Annotated in this window: 18 protein-coding genes; 1 reads left to right on the top strand and 17 read right to left on the bottom strand. The window is 71.4% G+C overall.

The window, feature by feature from the left end:
- Window positions 1-18 precede the first annotated feature (18 nt).
- The 13 genes from QZ772_RS11160 to QZ772_RS11100 form a co-directional block, all read right to left on the bottom strand.
- Entirely contained in the window at window positions 19-1,236 is a 1,218-nt protein-coding gene (locus QZ772_RS11160; protein WP_295525949.1) for a CoA transferase, read from the bottom strand.
- A 1-nt stretch (window position 1,237) separates the two neighbouring features.
- Window positions 1,238-2,926 carry an acyl-CoA dehydrogenase family protein gene (locus QZ772_RS11155; protein WP_295525946.1) on the bottom strand — a complete coding sequence of 563 codons (1,689 nt, stop codon included), beginning with the start codon at window positions 2,924-2,926 and terminating at the stop codon, window positions 1,238-1,240.
- Window positions 2,923-4,239: an FAD-dependent oxidoreductase gene (locus tag QZ772_RS11150; RefSeq protein ID WP_295525943.1), complete on the bottom strand. Its 1,317-nt coding sequence runs from the start codon at window positions 4,237-4,239 to the stop codon at window positions 2,923-2,925. The genes QZ772_RS11155 and QZ772_RS11150 overlap by 4 nt, the downstream gene beginning before the upstream one ends.
- Before the next feature lie 58 nt (window positions 4,240-4,297).
- Entirely contained in the window at window positions 4,298-5,818 is a 1,521-nt protein-coding gene (locus tag QZ772_RS11145) for a 3-hydroxyacyl-CoA dehydrogenase (protein WP_295525940.1), read from the bottom strand.
- A gap of 36 nt (window positions 5,819-5,854) precedes the next feature.
- Window positions 5,855-6,655 (bottom strand): enoyl-CoA hydratase-related protein, encoded by an 801-nt coding sequence (locus QZ772_RS11140; RefSeq protein WP_295525937.1) that lies wholly within the window; start codon window positions 6,653-6,655, stop codon window positions 5,855-5,857.
- Entirely contained in the window at window positions 6,652-7,464 is an 813-nt protein-coding gene (locus QZ772_RS11135) for an enoyl-CoA hydratase-related protein (protein WP_295525934.1), read from the bottom strand. Before QZ772_RS11135 ends, QZ772_RS11140 begins: the two co-directional genes overlap by 4 nt.
- Window positions 7,461-8,663: an acetyl-CoA acetyltransferase gene (locus QZ772_RS11130; RefSeq protein ID WP_295525932.1), complete on the bottom strand. Its 1,203-nt coding sequence runs from the start codon at window positions 8,661-8,663 to the stop codon at window positions 7,461-7,463. The genes QZ772_RS11135 and QZ772_RS11130 overlap by 4 nt, the downstream gene beginning before the upstream one ends.
- Window positions 8,664-8,677: 14 nt before the next feature.
- The gene (locus QZ772_RS11125; RefSeq protein WP_295525929.1) at window positions 8,678-10,141 is read right to left on the bottom strand and encodes a 3-oxoacyl-[acyl-carrier-protein] synthase III C-terminal domain-containing protein; all 1,464 of its coding nucleotides are present in this window, start codon (window positions 10,139-10,141) and stop codon (window positions 8,678-8,680) included.
- Window positions 10,138-11,088, bottom strand: coding sequence for an alpha/beta hydrolase fold domain-containing protein (locus tag QZ772_RS11120; protein ID WP_295525927.1), 951 nt, complete (start codon window positions 11,086-11,088; stop codon window positions 10,138-10,140). The genes QZ772_RS11125 and QZ772_RS11120 overlap by 4 nt, the downstream gene beginning before the upstream one ends.
- Window positions 11,085-11,825, bottom strand: coding sequence for an SDR family oxidoreductase (locus QZ772_RS11115; RefSeq protein ID WP_295525924.1), 741 nt, complete (start codon window positions 11,823-11,825; stop codon window positions 11,085-11,087). Before QZ772_RS11115 ends, QZ772_RS11120 begins: the two co-directional genes overlap by 4 nt.
- Window positions 11,826-12,656, bottom strand: coding sequence for an enoyl-CoA hydratase-related protein (locus QZ772_RS11110; protein WP_295525922.1), 831 nt, complete (start codon window positions 12,654-12,656; stop codon window positions 11,826-11,828).
- Window positions 12,657-12,827: 171 nt separating this feature from the next.
- A complete protein-coding gene (locus QZ772_RS11105; protein WP_058641037.1) occupies window positions 12,828-13,319 on the bottom strand; it encodes an aromatic-ring-hydroxylating dioxygenase subunit beta in 492 nt (163 codons plus the stop codon).
- On the bottom strand, window positions 13,319-14,611 hold the full coding sequence (locus QZ772_RS11100) for an aromatic ring-hydroxylating dioxygenase subunit alpha (protein WP_295525919.1): 1,293 nt from the start codon (window positions 14,609-14,611) through the stop codon (window positions 13,319-13,321). The genes QZ772_RS11105 and QZ772_RS11100 overlap by 1 nt, the downstream gene beginning before the upstream one ends.
- Window positions 14,612-14,734: 123 nt before the next feature.
- Between QZ772_RS11100 and QZ772_RS11095 the strand changes: the two genes are divergently transcribed.
- The gene (locus QZ772_RS11095) at window positions 14,735-15,055 is read left to right on the top strand and encodes a 2Fe-2S iron-sulfur cluster-binding protein (RefSeq protein ID WP_295525917.1); all 321 of its coding nucleotides are present in this window, start codon (window positions 14,735-14,737) and stop codon (window positions 15,053-15,055) included.
- Window positions 15,056-15,064: 9 nt separating this feature from the next.
- On the opposite strand, the gene QZ772_RS11090 is transcribed toward QZ772_RS11095, so the two are convergent.
- The 4 genes from QZ772_RS11090 to QZ772_RS11075 form a co-directional block, all read right to left on the bottom strand.
- On the bottom strand, window positions 15,065-15,943 hold the full coding sequence (locus QZ772_RS11090) for an acyl-CoA thioesterase II (protein ID WP_295525915.1): 879 nt from the start codon (window positions 15,941-15,943) through the stop codon (window positions 15,065-15,067).
- Window positions 15,940-16,710: an NAD(P)H-dependent oxidoreductase gene (locus tag QZ772_RS11085; protein ID WP_295525913.1), complete on the bottom strand. Its 771-nt coding sequence runs from the start codon at window positions 16,708-16,710 to the stop codon at window positions 15,940-15,942. The genes QZ772_RS11090 and QZ772_RS11085 overlap by 4 nt, the downstream gene beginning before the upstream one ends.
- A gap of 148 nt (window positions 16,711-16,858) precedes the next feature.
- Entirely contained in the window at window positions 16,859-17,242 is a 384-nt protein-coding gene (locus tag QZ772_RS11080; protein WP_295525911.1) for a DUF6285 domain-containing protein, read from the bottom strand.
- On the bottom strand, window positions 17,239-17,675 hold a 437-nt coding region (locus QZ772_RS11075; RefSeq protein WP_295525909.1), incomplete at its 5' end, for a phosphotransferase. The genes QZ772_RS11075 and QZ772_RS11080, both read right to left, overlap by 4 nt.

Below are 17,675 nucleotides of genomic sequence, written 5' to 3'. Positions count from 1 at the left end.
CCTCGAATCACGGCCGTGTCAGCCCCTGACCTGCTGCACGACACCCCGGTCGTGCAGGCGGCCGAAGCAGGCGGCGTCGATGCCCAGCAGCTCGGACAGCACCGCTTCGGTGTCCGCGCCCAGCTGCGGCGCCGGCCGGGCCGGCTGGCGCGGCGCGGCGCCGAAGTCCAGCGGCAGACCCGCCAGCAGCATCTCCCCCACACCGGGCTGCGCGGCGCGGGTGAAGAGCGGATTGGCCGGCGAGCATTCGGGATCGCGCGCCAGAGCGGCCACGTCCTGGTAGCGGCTCCAGCACACGCCATGCTGCTGGAAGGCCGCGGCCACCTGGGCGAAAGGCCGCGCCGCGATCCATGGGCCGATCAGCGCAGCCAGTTCTTCACGGGCGCGGAAGCGCTCGCCCTCGCGGTCCAGGTCCACGCCGCGCTGGCTGGCCAGGGCCGCCACCGCGTCGGCACAGCCGGTGGCCTCGACCAGCGCGCGCCACTGCTTGAGCGTGAGGCCGACCACCATCACGCGCTGGCCATCGGCCGTCACGAAGTCGCGACCGAAGGCGCCGAACAGCGCATTGCCGTGGCGTTCGCGCGGCTGGCCCTGCTGCGCCTCGGCGATGAAGCCCAGGTGCTGCATCACGGCCAGGGCCACGTCCTCCAGCGCCAGCTTCACATGCTGGCCCTCGCCGGTGCGCCGGCGGTGCCGCTCGGCGGCCAGCAGGCCCACGGCCACCATCTGGCCGGTGATCAGGTCCCAGGCCGGCAGCACATGGTTGACCACGCCTTCGGCGTCGACGGGGCCGGTCATGTGGGGCAGCCCCAGGCGGGCGTTGACGGTGTAGTCGACCGCCGAGCCGCCATGCCGGTCGCCCGTGAGCGTGAGCTGGATCAGGTCCGGTCGGCGCGCACGCAACGCCTCGTGCGTCAGCCAGCCGCGCGCCGGGAAGTTGGTGAGGAAGAGCCCCGCGTCCTCGCCCGGCGCGCAGGCCAGGGCCATGGCGATCTCGCGCCCTTCGGCCGAGGCCAGGTCCAGCGCCACCGAGCGCTTGGCCTTGTTCAGGCCGCACCAGAAGAGGCTGGTGTTGTCGGCCGTGACCGGCCAGCGGCGATGGTCCAGGCCGCCGTGCAAGGGATCGATGCGGATCACGTCGGCGCCCATCTGCGCCAGCGTCATGCCGCCGAGCGGCGCGGCCACGAAGGCCGCGGCCTCCACGACGCGCAGACCGGCGAGGATGCTGTTGCTCATGTCAGTTTCCTGATGATCCGAGGCCGAGCGCGCGTTCCATCAGGCTGCGGGCCACCACCTTGAGCGCCAGCGTCTCCTCGGCGCCCTCGAAGATCGACAGCACGCGGGCGTCGACGAAGTAGCGGCTGACCGCCGTCTCCTCGGCATAACCCATGCCGCCGTGCAGCTGCAGCGCCTCGCGCGTGACCAGCTCGGCCGAGCGGCAGGCCAGCAGCTTGACCAGGCTGGCCTCCATCCGGCCCTCGCCCGTGTCCACGATGCGGGCCACCGCATAGGCCAGGCGCCGGCAGGCCGCCAGCCGCGCGGCCATCCGCGCCAGCTTGGCCTGCGTGAGGGCCAGGTCGGCCAGCGGGGCGCCGAAGACCTTGCGGTCCTGCGTGTAGCGCACGGCCGCACGCAGCGCAGCGCGCATCACGCCGCAGGCACGGGCGGAGGTCTGCATGCGGCCGCCGACCATGCCCGACAGCGTGTAGTAGAAGCCCTTGCCGAGGCCTGCTTCGCCGCCGACCACGTTGGCATCGGGCACGAAGTAGTCCTCGAAGGCGAGGTCGAAGGAATGCATGCCGCGGTAGCCGATGGTCGGGATCGCCCGGCCGCTGAGCCTGCCGCCACCGGGCTGCTGCGCCTCGAAGCTGTGGCCGTCGAAGGCGGGCTTTTCGGCCAGCAGCACCGACAGGCCCTTGTGGCCGAGCGCGCGGTCGGGATCGGTGCGGGTGACGACCATCAGCACGCTGGCCTTGCCGGCGAAGGTGCACCAGGTCTTGGCGCCATTGAGCAGCCAGCCGCCTTCGGTGCGCGTGCCCTTGAGCTGGCAGGCTGCCAGGTCCGAGCCGCAGTCGGGCTCGGTCATGGCGATGGCACACAGCGAGTCGCCTGCCGCCAGCCGCGGCAGCCAGTGCGCCTTCTGCGCCTCGGTGCCGCCGGCCATCAGCGCGCGGGTCAGGATCTCGGGCCGCGTGATCAGGCTGCCGGCCGCAGCCAGCGAGCCTTCAGACAGCGCCTCGGTCACCACCACCATGAGCAACGTGTCCTCGCGGTCGTCCGGCGCACTGCCGCCGTGCGATTCGGGAATGGCCAGGCCGAAGACGCCCATCTCGCGCATGGGCTGCAGCAGCGATTCGGGCACCGTGAGGTCGTGCCGGTGGATGGCCTCGGCCTGCGGCGCCACCACCTCGGCGGCGAAGCGGCGAAAGGCGTCCTGCGCCAGGGCATGCGGCTCGTCGAGCGCGACCTCGCCGACCAGGCCCTGGGCTTCGACGACGCCGCGGCCGGCCGCGCGCAGGGCGGCGGCGCTGCCCGTTGCGGCGCGCAATGCGCGCCAGGCAGGCAGGCTGCGCAGGGCATCGACGGCATCGGGCGCCATGCCGGCTTCGGCGGCGATCACGTCCAGGCGGTCCAGCAGGGCGACGATGGCGTCGGTGGCGAAGACCAGCGCCAGCTGGGCTTCCAGCGGATCGGCCTGCGCGGCCAGCGAGGCGATGGCGGTTTCGGCGGCCAGGAGCTCGGCACCGGCCCAGGCCAGCTCGAAGGCCGCGATCTGGTGGGCATCGAGGCGGCCGGCGCTCAGGCGGCCGGACTCCAGGCACTGCTCGGCGAGGTTGCGGACGGACTGGTCGAAGGTGCGGCGCAGGTGCGTGAGCACGTCGCGGGCCTCGGCCGCATGCGGGTGCGGGAACTGCGCGCCGGTCATGCGGGCCCGCCCACGCCCAGCACCGCGAGGGCCTTGTGCGCGGCCTCGCGGCCGGTGTCGACGCAGGCCTGGGTGCCGCCGCCGCCGTAGTCCTTCACGGCGTCGCCCACGTTCCACAGATTGGGCAGCGGCGTCTCCTGCGGCAGGTCGTAGCCGGCGCAGGAGCGCTGGGCCGGCCACTCGCCGCGCATGACGCGGATCGACAGCATCTTCGCGTCCTTGAAGCTCGGGAATTCGTTGCGCAGGTCCTGCAGTCCCAGCTCGGTCTCGGCCTTCTCGTCGAAGTCGCCCAGCGCGGGCTTGGGCACCACGTAGGCCACGTACAGGTGCCAGCCGGGCGGCGCCATCTCCGGGCACATGGCCGTCAGCTCGCCCATGTTGCACAACCGCTCCGTGTTGGCGAAGGTGACCAGGCCCGGCAGGTCGATCAGCCGCTCGCGGGTGGCGAAGTTGACGACGATGTTGGCGGCCGGGCGCAGCACGCGGCGCACCTTGGCCACATAGTCCGCACCCAGGGCGGCCTCGCCCGCCAGCGGCACCGTGGCCGCCGGGCCGATGTTGCTGATGATCACGCGCGCATCGACGCGCTGGGTCTGGCCGTTGCGTACCACGTCCACGCCGATGGCGCGGCCGCCTTCGACATGGATGCGCGTGACCGGCGTGTCGAGCCAGATCTCGCCGCCGCGCGCACGGATGGCGTCACCCAGGTCGTTCCACAGGCCGATGGTGCCGCGCGGGCAGAAGCCGAAGCGCTTGAAGGCGCCCTTGAAGGAGAAGTAGGTGAGGAAGGCCCGCGCCGGCAGCTCGTCGGCATTGGCCGCCCAGATGGCGGCGCACAGGTTGCGGAACAGCCGGTGCACCGTCTGGTTCCTGGTGAACTTGCGCAGCCATTCCTCGGTGCTGAGCGCCTCTTCGGGCAGCTCGGTGTTGCCCTTGCGCACATCGCCGAAGGTGGCGCCGATCTTGGCGGCGGCCTTGGTCAGCCCGCCGATGATCAGGTTCCAGCCGCCACCCTTGCTCGGGTCGATGATCTTGCCGTCGATGCGGAAGACGGTGGCCGGCTGCGGTTCGCGCACATCCAGTGGCACACCCAGCAGGTCGAAGGTCTGCTCGAAGCCGCTGCCACGCTCGATGGCGATGGCGCCGCGGTTGACGATGAAGCCGTCGATCTCCTCGCTGGAGGCGCGGCCGCCGAGGCGGTCCTGCGACTCCACGATCAGCACCTTGCGGCCGGCGGCCACCAGGTAAGCAGCGGCGCTCATGCCGCCTGCGCCGGCGCCGATGACGATGGCGTCGTAATGGGGTTGGGTCATGGTCTTGTCTCCTCGGGAAGTTCTGCGTGAATGGGCGTGCCTGGCTGTGCCGGCCGGCTCAGCGCCGCGCCTCGGCGGTGGTCAGGGGCAGGCCCAGCGCCACGCGGCGCTGCAGCCAGGCGGCGGGGCGGTAGCGCGGGTCGCCCGTGGCCGCCAGCTGCGCCTGCAGCACCTGCAGCAGGCGGCCCGCGCCCAGGTGGTCGCCCCAGCCCAGGGGGCCGCGGGGATAGCCCAGCCCCAGGCGGACGGCGTCTTCCAGGTCGGGCACGCTGGCGATGCCGCGCTGCGCGATGTTGGCGGCGATGTTGACGATGGTCGCCATCACCCGCTGCGCGATGAAGCCGGGGCTGTCGTTGATCACGGTGACGGTCGTGCCGTCGGCCGCGAGCAGGGCATGGGCGGCATCGCGCACCGCCGGTGCGGTGACCGCCGTGAGCATCAACGTGCGGCGCAGGGCGAGCGGCGGCAGCGGGTCCACGGCCACGCAGCGCGCGGCATCCAGGCCCCGGCGCAGTGCGGCGGTGGTGGCGTCCTCGCCCCAGGGCTGCAGGAGCAGCAGGTCGGCATCGGCCGGGTGAGCGAGCACGCGTGCGCCCGCGGCCTCGGCCAGCGCGCGCAACCCTTCTGCACCGCTGGCCTGCGGATCCACCCACACCGCCAGGCCGGCCGGCAAGTCCGGCACCGGCCGCACCTTCGGCCGCTGCTGCTGGCCCTCTTCATAGCGGTACCAGCCCTCCCCGCTCTTGCGGCCGAAGAGTCCGGCCGCCACCCGCGGCGGCACCAGCGACGAGGGACGGAAGCGCGGCTCGTGCTGGAACTGCTCGAAGATCGAGGCCATCACCCGTGCCGACACGTCCAGGCCCGTCAGGTCGAGCAGCTCGAAGGGCCCCATGCGAAAGCCCAGCGCCTCGCGCAGCACGTCGTCCACGTCGGCGGGGCTGGCGACCTGCTCTTCCACGATGCGCAGGCCCTCGGTATAGAGGCCGCGGCCCGCATGGTTGATGAGAAAGCCCGGCTGGTCGGCCGTGACCACCGCGCGGTGGCCGGCCGACTCGGTGAGCGCGCACAGGCGCTGCACCACGGCCGGCGCCGTGCGCACCGCAGCGATGACCTCGGCCACCTTCATCAGCGGCACCGGGTTGAAGAAGTGCAGCCCGGCCACGCGCCCGGGCCGGGCACAGGCGGCGGCGATCTCGGCCACCGTGAGCGAGGAAGTGTTGCTGGCCAGGATGGCGTCGTCGGCGACGAACGATTCCAGTTGCCGGAACAGGCTGCGCTTGGCCTCCAGGTCCTCGACGATGGCCTCGATGACCAGCGTGCAGTCGGCCAGTTCTTCGAGCGCGCTGCAGGCATGGAGCCGGCCGCGCGCGGCTTGGTGGTCGGCCGCCGCCATGCGGCCCTTCTCGACGGCGCGGGCGAGCATGCCGTCGACGTAGTCGACGGCCTTGGCGGCCGCGCCCGGCTGGGCGTCGTGGCAGCGCACGGTGTGGCCGGCCTGCAGGAAGAGCTGCACGATGCCGCGGCCCATGGTGCCGGCGCCGACGACGCCGATCGTGGTGGTGTTTGATGACGTGGCCATTGAACGATGAACGCGAGGGGGGGGTGACGACAGCCTTCAGCGGCCGTTGAACTGCGGCTTGCGCTTGTCGAGGAAGGCGCGCATGCCTTCGGTCTTGTCCTCGGTGTCGAAGAGCAGCAGGAACTCGCGGTTCTCCAGCGCCAGCGCGGCGTCCAGCGGCAGGTCGGCGCCCTGGCGCAGCACGCGCCGGGTGGCTTCGACGGCCTTGGGCGGCAGGCGTGCGGCCTTGCGCGCCAGTTCCATCGCCCGCGCCAGCGCCTGGCCCTCGGGCGCCAGCTCGGCCACCAGCCCCAGCTGGAAGGCGCGCTCACCGGTCAGCGGTTCGGCCGTCAGCAACATCAGGCTCGCGACCTGCTTGCCCACGCTGCGCACCAGCCGCTGCGTGCCGCCTGCGCCGGGCATGATGCCCACCGCCAGCTCGGGCTGGCCCAGCCGCGCGGTGGCGTCGGCCACGATGAAGTCGCACATCAGCGCCAGCTCGCAGCCCGCGCCGAGCGCGAAGCCACCGACGGCCGCGATCACGGGCTTGCGCGATTGGGCCACGGGTGCCCAGTACTGGCCCAGGTCCAGCCCGGCGACGTCCTGCGCGCCCTTGTCCACCAGCAGGTTGAGGTCGGCACCGGCGGCGAACACCTGGTCGCCGCCGGTGATGACGATGGCGCGCACCTCGGCATCGGCCTCCAGCGCGCGCATGGCGTCGGCGATGGCGGCGCGCATGGCCAGGTCCAGCGCATTGCGCTTGTCGGGCCGGTTGAGCACGAGCAGGCCCACGGCGCCTTCACGACTGCGCAGGACGAGTTCGGCGCCGGCATTCACGGCATTGGCATCGGTGCTCATCGTGCGGCTCCGGTGCGGCCGATGAAGTCGGCGCTGCGCTTGTTCACGAACGCGTCGTAGCCCTCGCGGAAGTCCTCGCCGGTCAGGCACACGGCCTGGTCGGCCTCTTCGCGATGCAGCTCCTCGTCGAGCGACGCGGAAGGATGGTGCAGCCGCTGCTTCATCCGGGCGAAGGCCTCACCGGGCAGGCGGGCCAGCGAGGCGGCCAGGGCCACGGCCTCGGCCATCACCCGGTCATCGTCGTGAACCGCATCCGCCAGGCCCAGGCGCACTGCCTCTTCGCCACCGACGGCATGGCCGTCGCTGAGCAGGCGCCGGGCCACGGGCAGGCCGACGCGGCGCGGCAGCGTCAGCAGCTGGCCCCAGTCGGGTGCCAGGCCCAGCTTGAGGAAGGGAAAGAGCACCCGCGCCCCGCGGCCGATGACGATGCGGTCGCCCAGCAGCGCCAGGCCGACGGCGGCACCGGCCGTCACGCCTTCCATCGCGCTGACCACGGGAATGCGCGCGTGGGCCACCAGCCGGCACAGGCCATGGATGTGCTGCATGCGCTCGCGCGCCTGGCCTTCGGACAGGCCCACCATGCTGGGGATGTCGCCGCCCGCGGAGAAGACACCTTCGACGCCGCCCAGCACCAGCGCCCGCTCCTGCGGGTCGGCCAGCAGCACCGTGAGGTGGTCGATGAAGCCCTGGCGCACCGCGTGGTCGATGGCGTTGCGCTTGTCGGGGCGGTTGATGCGCAGCCGCGCCACGTGGGGCGCCGGATGGTCGAGCAGCACGACCGGCGTGCCCGCCGTTGCCTCCCCGGTCACACGCCCTCCAGACCCACGATGGACACCGCGCAGACGTTCTGCGACGGCTGCCCGCCCAGGTTGTGGATCAGCCCTGTCTTCGGGTTGGACAACTGGCGCGCGCCCGCCCGGCCCTGCAGCTGCAGGTAGATCTCGTAGAGCATGCGGATGCCGCTCGCGCCCACCGGATGGCCGAAGCACTTGAGCCCGCCATCGATCTGGCAGGGAACGCGGCCGTCGGCATCGAAGGCGCCGTCGAGCACGTCATAGACCGCGCGGCCTTCGTCCGACAGGCCCAGGTCCTCCATGGTCACCAGCTCGGTGATGGAGAAGCAGTCGTGCACCTCGGTCATGCTGATGCCGGTGCGCGGATCGGCGATGCCGGCCTCCGCATAGGCGCGGCGAGCAGCGACGCGGGCCGTGTGCACATAGCTGCCGTCCCATTCGCTGGACTGCAGCTCCCAGCCGTTGGAGGTGGCGATCTGCAGGGCCTTGAAGGTGACGAGGTCGGTCTTGCCCAGGCTGCGCGCGATCTCCGGCGTGGTGACGATCACGGCCGCCGCTCCGTCCGAGACGCCGCAGCAGTCGAACAGCCCCAGCGGTGCCGCGATGGTCGGTGCCTTCAGGCACTGCTCCTCGGTGATCGGCTTCTGCAGATGGGCCTTGGGGTTCTTGGCACCGTTGGCATGGCTCTTGATCGACACATGCGAGATGGCCCGCTTGAGCAGCGCGGCATCCACGCCATGCTTGGCGCGGTACGCCGTGGCCAGCTGCGCGAAGTTGGCCGGCGCCACCGCATTGGGATACCACTGCGGGATGTAGGTGCCGACGGTGGCCATCGGCAGGCCGCCGTAGCCGGTGTCCTTGAGCTTCTCCACGCCCAGCGCCAGTGCGATGTCGCAGGCCCCAGCCGCCACCGCGTAGACGGCCGCGCGCACCGCCTCGGAGCCGCCGGCGCAGAAGTTCTCCACCCGCGTGACACCGATGTTGGGCAGCCGCAGCGCGATGCCCATGGGCGTGCCGCCGCGGCCGGTGCCCACGTCGTCCATGTGGGTCGAGAACCAGGCCGCGCCCAGCTGCTCGGGCGCGATGCCGGCGTCGGCAATGGCCTCGTTGTAGGCCTCCAGCATGAGGTCCTCGGGGCTGGCGTCCCAGCGCTCACCGAACTTGCTGCAGCCCATGCCGAGGATGGCGACCTTGTCCTTGATGCCTTGTGCCATGGTGTCCGTGCTCCTCAAGCCTGCGTCTCGCCACGCACCGGCGTGGCCTTCCAGAAATACCGCGTGAAGCCGCGGCGCTCGTCGATGTCCTTGATGCGAAAGACCATCTCCATGGCGGTGCCGGCATCGACCTCGCCCACCTCCAGGTCGGTGAAGTCCATCAGGATGCGGCCGCCGCCCTCGAAGTCGATCTGGCCGTAGTGGTGTGGCGGCGCCGGATGCCAGGACAGGTACTCGGCCGACCAGCTCAGGATGCGCGCCGGCCGGTCCGCCAGCGGATGGGGCTTCTGCGTGTCCTGAAGCGGCGTGGCGTCGTAGCTCAGGCGGGAAGGCGGAAAGTGCACACTGCCCGTCACCTCGCAGCGGCCGGCCACCAGCGCCTGCAATGCCTGGTGGTGGCGCCAGGCGGTGGAGAGTGCCGTCTTGCGGTCGGCCTCGCCGCGCATGCCGCGCTCCAGCTGGAGCTGGCCCTTGAAGGACAGGAAGCGGGTGTAGTTGCGCTCCTCCACGCCACGCGCCAGCCAGCGCGAGACGCCACGGGCAGGCGCAAAACTGCGGATGGCCTCGGTCACGCGGAAGACCAGCGCCTGCGCGCCGCTGCCGAACTGGGCCAGCACGATGCACTGGCCGGGCGTGGCCTTCTCCAGCACCCGCGCCAGCAACAACAGGCCGTGCGGCACGCCACTGTCGCCCACGCTGTCGGCCAGGTTGTCGGCCACCGCTTCGGCGCGGATACCGCAGGCCTTGGCCAGCTGCTGGTCCATCTTGGCGAAGGTACTGGGAAAGAGGAAATGGTCCACCTCGGCCGCAGTCACGCCGGCCTGCGCCAGCGCCGCCTTCACGGCGGCCGGCACCAGCCTGGCGATGCCTTCGTCGCGCACCCAGCGCTCTTCCCAGTGGTAGTCCACCTCCTCGCCGGTGGCGCGGAAGTGGTCCACGAAGTCGGCCGTGACGGTGCCGGCGCCCAGGTACTCGGCCAGCACGTCCTCGGTTCCCACCAGTACCGCGGCGGCGGCATCGCCATAGTCCAGCTCCTGCGCGCTGGCCGCGCGGGTGCGCCGGTTGTCGGCGGCCAGCACCAGCGTGTCGCCGCCGCCGGCACGCACCCGGGCCGCGGCCTGGGTGAAGGCCGAGAGCGCGGCGCGCTGCGTGCCGCCGAGGTCCAGCGCCTCGATGTCCTCGTCGAGCGCCAGCGCACCGGCCACCACGCCGGCGTTGAGGCGCTCGGCGAAGGGCAGCGTGTCCGAGGCCAGCAGCAGTGCGCGCACGCGACCGCGGTCGCGCTGGGTGGCGGGGCCCAGCGCATCGCGCGCGGCGGCCACGGCCAGCGTGATGCTGTCCTCGTCCCAATTGGCGAAGGCGCGCATGCCCTTGCGGCCGGCGAACTGCGGCGCGTACCAGGCATTGGCCTGGGCCGCGGCCTGGCGCGACAGGCGCAGGCGCGGGATGTAGCCGCCGTAGGCGGTGATTCCGATCATGAGGCGATGTCTCCGGTGGAAGCGCCGCCCAGGTGGGCGGCAAGGAAGAGGCCGCCCTCCGCCAGCGCAGCGCGCGCCTGGGGCAGCTCGTTCGGGAATTGCTGGAACACGTGGACCATCCCTGGCCAGGCCTGGCACACGGCTCGGCCGCCCGCGGCATTGACGCGCTGCGCGAATTCGACGGAGTCGCTCAGCACCGTCTCGCGGTCGCCGACCTGCAGCAGCAGGGGCGGCAGCCGGCCCAGCGCCGCCGCATCGGCATACAGCGGCGAGGCCAGCGGGTCGCGCGCATCGGCCTGCGGGCCCAGGAAGTTGCGGGCCATGGCCTGGATCATGGGCCGCTGGTGGATGGGGTCTGCCTGCTTGCGCGTCTCGTAGCTCTCGCCGGTGGCGGCCAGGTCGGTCCAGGCAGACATGACGAAGGCGGCGACCGGGCGCTCGTCGCCCAGACCTTGCAACGCCAGAAGCGTGGCCAGCGCCAGCCCGCCGCCCGCGGAGTCGCCGGCCAGAGCGATGTGCGGCAGCGGCAGGCCCTGCGTGCCCAGCCAGCGCATCACGGTGAGGGCGTCCTCCAGGGGCGCGGGATGGTGCTGCTCCGGCGCCAGCCGGTAGTCCACGCCGAGCACCTGCACGCCCGCCGCGGCGGAGAGCCGGCCCATCAGCTCGCGATGCGACTGCAGCGAGCCGACCTGGAAGCCGCCGCCGTGGAAGTAGACGATGACGCGGTCCTCGCGCACGCCCGGCGCGGCGATCCAGGCGCAGGGCACGCCGTCGGCCTGCACGGGCGTGAAACGCGCGTCGCCGGTGGCGCTGAAGAGCTGGTCCCAATCGGCGCGCATCTGCGCCACGGGCGTGTCGCGGCGCCAGCGGCCATAGACAGCGCGCACCTTGGCGATGACGGCCTCGACGGCGCCGTCGTCGGTGGCCTGAGGCAGTTCGCCGCTCATGCCCCGCACCCCATGCCGCCCGAGACGCCCAGCACCTCGCCCGTCACATAGCTGGCCTGCTCCGATGCCAGGAAGGCCACGGCCGCCGCCACTTCTTCCGCGCTGCCGAGGCGCCCCAGCAGCGTGGCCTGCGTCATGGCATCCATCAGCCGATCGCCGCCCGCCGCCACGGCCTGCCGCAGCAGCGGTGTGTCGATGGGGCCCGGCGCCACCACGTTGGCGGTGATGCCCTTGCGGCCGTTCTCGCGTGCGATGGAGCGGGTGAAGGCGATCACCCCGCCCTTGGCGGCCGCATAGACCGAGCCGCCGCGCGAGCCCAGTCGGCCCGCCTCGGAAGCCACATTGACGATGCGGCCGTGGCCGCGGGCCTGCATGCCAGGCAGCACGGCATGGGTGGTGTTGAGCACGGCCTCCAGGTTCACGGCCAGCAGCCGGCGCCAGTCGGCGGGCGCGGTCTGCGTGAAGAAGGCATGCTGGTCCACGCCCGCGTTGTTGACCAGCACGTCGAGCGGGCCGATGTCGGCCAGTGCCGCATGCACGCGGTCGAAGTCGCAGACGTCGAGCGTGCAGGCCTTGGCGTCTGTCTCGGCCGCCAGCGCCCGGGCTGCATCGGCGTCAAGGTCGGCGCACCAGACCTCCAGCCCGTCGGCCGCCAGACGCCGGACGATGGCCGCGCCGATGCCGCGGGCACCGCCGGTCACCAGTGCGCGTCGCCGCGCTGCGGTGGTGCCCGACATTCAGCGCCCAGTGAAGCGCGGCGCGCGCTTCTCGATCACGGCCGCCAGGCCTTCTCGCGCATCGGCCATGCCCGAGAGGAAGGCCTGCGCATGGTTCTCTTCAGGCATGGCCGCTTCCACGCCCTGGCCGATGCCGTTCCACAGCAGGCGCTTTGTGTTGGCCAGCGCAGCCGGCGCGCCCGCCGCCAGCTCGCGGGCCAGGGCCCAGGCGGCGTCCTGCAGTTCGGCATCGGGCACCACGCGCGTGACGAGGCCGATCTCCTTCGCCTCGGCTGCGGTGAGCGTCGGATTGAGCATGAGGATCTCCATCGCACGCCGGAAGCCCACCAGCTGCGTGAGCGTCGCCGACACGCCGGCGTCGGGCACCATGGCCACGCGGGTGGCACCGGCCAGGAACCTGGCCGACTCGGCCGCGAGCACCAAGTCGCTGGCGCAGACCAGGCCCATGCCGCCCCCGCCCGCCGCGAAGCCATGCACAGCGGCGACGACCGGCGGATTGAGCCGGATCAACGCGGCCGTGGCCAGCTGCAGCAGCGCGGTCGCCACGCGGATGTAGTCCGGCAGCGCCTCACCCTTCGCAAGGAAGGTGTGGACGTCGCCGCCCGCGCAGAAGTGCCTGCCCTCGCCGGTCAGCAGCACGGCACGCACGCGGCCGTCGCCGTGGATGCGAAGCACCGCATCGTGCAGCGCGCGCAGCAGCTCCACGTTGAGGCCGTTGGCTGCGTCGGGCCGGTTCAGGTGCAAATGGGCCACGCCATCCGCATGCAGGCTCAGCAGCACCGGGCCGTCGGCCACCAGCCGCTCGGGGCCGGGTTGGGTCGGGGTGTTCATGCTTGTCTCCGTGTCCGCCATGGATGGCGCGTCAGTTATCCGTCGAATGGCCGCGGAGCAGGCCATGTCAGTGCACCCGCGGAACGGGCTTTGCCCGGCCGCCGGGTGCGCCCCTTGAGGGGGATGGGACTTCCACACGCAGTGAGGAAGTCCAAACGGGGTGGGTTCATGTCAGACGAGAAAGGCCATCGAGTACAGGGCGTCCTGGTTGTTCACCAGATTCACCTTCTTGCGCACCATGCGCAGCGTGCCGTCCACGCGGCGCAGCCGGTACTCGGTGCGCGCGGCCCAGAGCACGTCGCCGCGGGTCTGGTTCTCGAAGATGAGCATGTTGCAGCCCACCGACAGCTCCTGGCCATCGTCCTGCTCCACCTCGATGTTCGACACCAGCCGGCGCAGGCGCGACTGCGGCGTCTGGCTGAAGCGCTTGCCGGTGTGGTACTGGCGGATGCGCAGTGCGATGCGCGAGCGGTTGTCGTAGATGATCGACATGACCTGCTCCGGGTCACCGCCGTCGCCGTTGGCCGGCACCCAGTACACGCCGTCGTCGGTCCACAGCGCTTCCCAGTCGTCGTAGCGGTGCTCGTCCTGCAGACGGGCTTCGCGGTAGATGAACTGCGTGACGTCTTCCAGCGCGGCGCGCGCTTCGGGGCTCATCGGCATCACGCGGCCTCCATCATCTGCCGGTAGTGGCGCCAGATGCCGCGGCTGGGCACCTCGTCGGTGTTGTCGCCGATCAGGAAGCCGTCCGCGTCGCGGCGCTCGCGGTGCATGCCGCGGCCCAGGAACAGCCACTCGGGATTGCGCATCTGCACGCCCATCTGCGTGCGCTCGTACATCTCGGCATCGTCGGCCAGCAGGAATCCCGCCGGCCCCACCGAACCCATGGTCTGCTGGCGCATGCGGCGGTTGAGGTCGGGCGCGCCCTTGAACTGCAGCGCGGTCACGTGCTGCACGGTCTCGTTCACCGACAGTGGCTGCAGCACGAAGATCTGTATCTCCGCGATGAACAGGTTCGGGAAGATCATGATGTGCGGCGTGCCGTCGATCATGATGCGGCGCGCCTTCTCCTCACCATAGGCCGCGTTCATGCGCGCGGCGTAGTCGGGCAGCCGGTCGGCCGTGGTGCCGAACCAGGACATGGGCTCGTCGCGCTTGCGGAACTCGGGCCGCAGGTCGTTCTCGGTGTGGCCGTTGCCGAAGTCGCGCGACACCGCCGTCGACTCCGCGCTGTAGAGCGAGCCGATGCCACTCTGCGCCACCTCGAAGATGGAGGCATGCACGAAGGACGGGTGGTAGCCATCCGTCTCGTTCTCGACCAGGAACTTCCAGTTGGCCTTGACCTTGTGCTTGAGGAAGCCGGCCGTCACCTGCACCTCGCCCTCGGGCGAGGTTTCGCACAGCGCGTCGATGGACTTCATGGCCGCACCCAGGTGCTCTTCGAGGCTGGGGCCTTCGGCTGCCATGGAGCCGAAGACGAAGCCGCGGTAGCTGGCGACGCGGGCCACCTTGCCCAGGCCATGGTCCTTGCGGTCCACACCCTCGTAGCCCGAGGGAAAGGGCCAGCCTTTGAGTGCGCCGTCGTTGGCGAAGGTCCAGCCGTGATAGGGGCAGGTGAAGGAGCGCGCGTTGCCCTGCTCCGTCATGCACACGCGGTTGCCGCGGTGGGGGCAGCGGTTGTGCAGCAGGTGGATCTGGCCCGTGCGGTCGCGCGTCATGAGCACCGGCTCGGGCCCGATGGACTTCATGACGTAGTCGTTGGCGTTGGGGATCTCGCTCTCGTGGCCGACGTACACCCAGGTGCGGAACCAGATCTTCTCCAGTTCGGCCTGGTAGATGGCCGGGTCGGTGTAGAGCGAGCCGTGCACGTGGCCTTCGCGCACGAGCTGGTCCCACCGCGGCACGGGGGCGGCGGTCGCAGGGGTGATGGGAATCACGTGGGCGCAAGGGTCCATGCCAGGGTTCCTCCGTTCGATGTGGATGTGTGTTGTCCGGCGACTGCGTTGATGGAATAATAGTCCGACGAGACGGACTATGTCAAACCCCGTTTCAGCGACTTTCACCAAGGACGAAGCCCCATGCCCACCGTTGTTTTCATCGACCCCCAAGGTGCCGAACATGCCGTCGAGGCGCCGGTGGGCCGCAGCCTGATGCAGGTGGCCGTGGACCACGGCGTGCCGGGCATCCTGGGCGACTGCGGCGGGGCCTGCAGCTGTGCCACCTGCCATGGCTACGTGGACCCGGCCTTCCTGCCCCTGCTGCCCGCGCGCACCGAGACCGAGACCTTCATGCTGGAGGGTGTGCCCGATCTGCGCGACACCAGCCGGCTGTGCTGCCAGATCCGCATGCAGGCAGAGCTGGAAGGCCTGCGGGTGCAACTGCCCGACGAGCAGGTCTGAAAGGCCGGCTCAACGCCCCGCGAAGGCCATCAGGCAGTCCTGCGTGGCGGTGGCCACATGCCGGCCGTCGGCATCGTGGTACTGCGCCACCGCCAGGCCGCGGCCGCCGGCCGAATGCACGCAGGCGGTCTGCACATGCAGCCAGTCGTCGGCGCGCAGCGGGGCGTGCAGCCACAGCGCATGGTTGAGGCTTGAGATGTACATGGCCCGCTCGCCCGCCTCCCCCAGGTGCGGCAACAGCATGCAGGCGTTGAGCCACCAGTCCGACAGATAGGCGAAGGCGGCGATCTGCACGGCCGGATCGTCGCCCAGCGGCTGCGGCGCCTTGAGCCAGTAGCGCAGTTGCGGGCCGGCGCGCTGCGGATCGAGCTGGCGCTCCATCTCTGGAATGCGGGAATCGATCGCGGCATCGCAGCCTCGGCCGTAGCCGCCCATGCGGGCAAGGGCCTCGCGCGTGGCAGCCGGGATGTCCTCGAGCGTGGGCAGGATCGCCGGCTGCTCGCCAGGCGGCGCGGCACTGTCCAGCCGGTGCGAGGGCCCTTCCATGGCGGCGGCGCAGGTCGCATGGGCATCGAGCACTGTGCGTTCGCCCTGCGTGCCGCGCACATGGCAGGCGCTGAAGCGCTTGCCTTCCTGCAGCCGCGCCACCTCGAAGACGATGGGCTGCGCGGGCATGGCGCCCTGCAGGAAGAGGAACTGCATCATGGTGGGCGCACGGCCGGCCGGCATCTCCATGAGCAGGGCATGCATCGCCTGGCCGAGCAGCTGGCCGCCATAGGCGCGGCCGTTCTGGTTGGCGTCGCCATGAAGGTTGCGCCAGCGGCCGGGTCCGGCGGCGCGCAGCTGCAGTCGGTCGGCCAGATCGGGAACGGGGACAGTGGCGCTCACAGGTCCGGCCTCGTCGTGGGCGCGGCGGCGGCGCGGCGGTGGCCGGCCGTGCGCGGCGCGACTTCCGGCTTGAGCCGCCAGTCGGGGCCGAAATCCGCAAGAGGATGCGTGGGCATGGGGCTGTCGCCCTCGATCCCGCGCAGCCGCTGCGCATAGGCATCGAGATAGGCCGCACGCTGGGCCTCGTCGCTGTACTGGATGGCCCAGCCCACGAAGGGCGGCAGCACCTGCAGGCCGCTGTAGCCGAAGACGCCATGCTGCAGATGCCACAGGATCACGTCGCGCTCGCCCAGCAGGCCGTCGCTGTCCATCATGGCGGGGAAGCAGCCGGTGGTGAAGGACAGCATGGCCCGGCGTCCCCGCAGCCCGCCCTGGTCGAAGCGCTTGCCGCCTGCGCCATAGACCAGCCCGTTGACGAAGACCCGGTCGATCCAGCCCTTGAGGATCGCGGGCACCGAGAACCACCACAGCGGGAACTGCAGGATCAGCAGGTCGCAGGCCAGCAGCTTGTCGATCTCCTGCTGGATGTCGGGCACGAAGCTGCCGCGCTGCGACGCCTGCTTCTGCTCGCGGTCGTACTGCAGGGCATCGGGAAAGCGGCGCTCGCTGAAGTCGCCGGGGCCCGCCACCGGGTTGAAGCCCATGGCATATAAGTCGGACACCACCACCTGATGGCCCTGCCCGCCCAGCGTGCGCACGGCCGTGTCCAGCAATGCACGGTTGAAGGAGCGCGGCTCCGGGTGGGCATGGACGATCAGCACGTTCACGGAAGGGCTCCTGGACGGGATTCGGCGTGGGGACAGGGAGAGGCGACGCGCCGCGCTGCACGCTGCGGCGTCAGGCTGCGAATCGCACGACGCCCTCGTTTATAACCCGACGCGTCGGTTTATCAAAAGAACGGCGCGGCCAACGGCTTCACCACCGGTAGGCCGGGTTGTCGATGGCCAGCCGGGCCAGGGTGGTTCGCCACAGATGGACGAGCAGCGACGGGTCGTCGACCGCCAGCCGGTCATCGGCCATGCCGTCGCACAGGCGCTGCCGCAGCGCGTCCAGCGACGCCCCGCCCGCCATGTCGTCATTGGCCATGCCATGTGCGCACAGCAGTCGCAGGAGGCCCGCGCGCTCGTCCGCTTCCGCGGCCTTGCCCTGCCGCTGCTCGCGCTGGAGCACGCCCAGCAGCCGCGCGGCCACGCGCAGGTCGAAGTCGGATCGGCCCGCGCCCTCCTCCCGGCGCACCGCCGCCTCGATGGCGGACTGCGCCGCGGCCAGGATCTCCTCGGGCTGGGCAGGCAGGTTCATGATGAAGCCGCGCCGCGGGGCGCGATGAGTTGAAGCAGATCGGCCTCGACCTCGGTGGCACGGCGGCCGATGGCCAGGCGTTCGATGCGGCGGTCCTGCCCGCTGCGCCAGGCCAGGCCCATGGCATCGCAGGTGACGCCCCACTTGAGGTTGCCCAGCACTTCCCAGAAGCGCACGCGCTGCGGGTCCACCCGCGCGCCGCCGGCCGCCTCGTAGGCGGCGAACAGTTGCTCGCGCGTGCCGATGCCGCCAGCGGGCCGGCCGGTGCCGCCGAAGCGCCAGGCGTTCACGCAGAACCAGCCCAGGTCTTCCATGGGGTCGCCGCGGTGGGCCAATTCCCAGTCGAGCACGGCGCGCAGGCCCTCGGGCCCCACGACCAGATTGCCGTTGCGCAGGTCGCCATGCACCAGCATCGGTGCCACCGCGGGCGGCC

Origin of the sequence: uncultured Pseudacidovorax sp. (genome assembly GCF_913773995.1) — a bacterium.
Classification (GTDB): domain Bacteria; phylum Pseudomonadota; class Gammaproteobacteria; order Burkholderiales; family Burkholderiaceae_C; genus Xenophilus.
The sequence above is the reverse complement of the archived record's forward strand: the minus strand, read 5'-3'. Positions and strand labels throughout refer to the sequence as shown.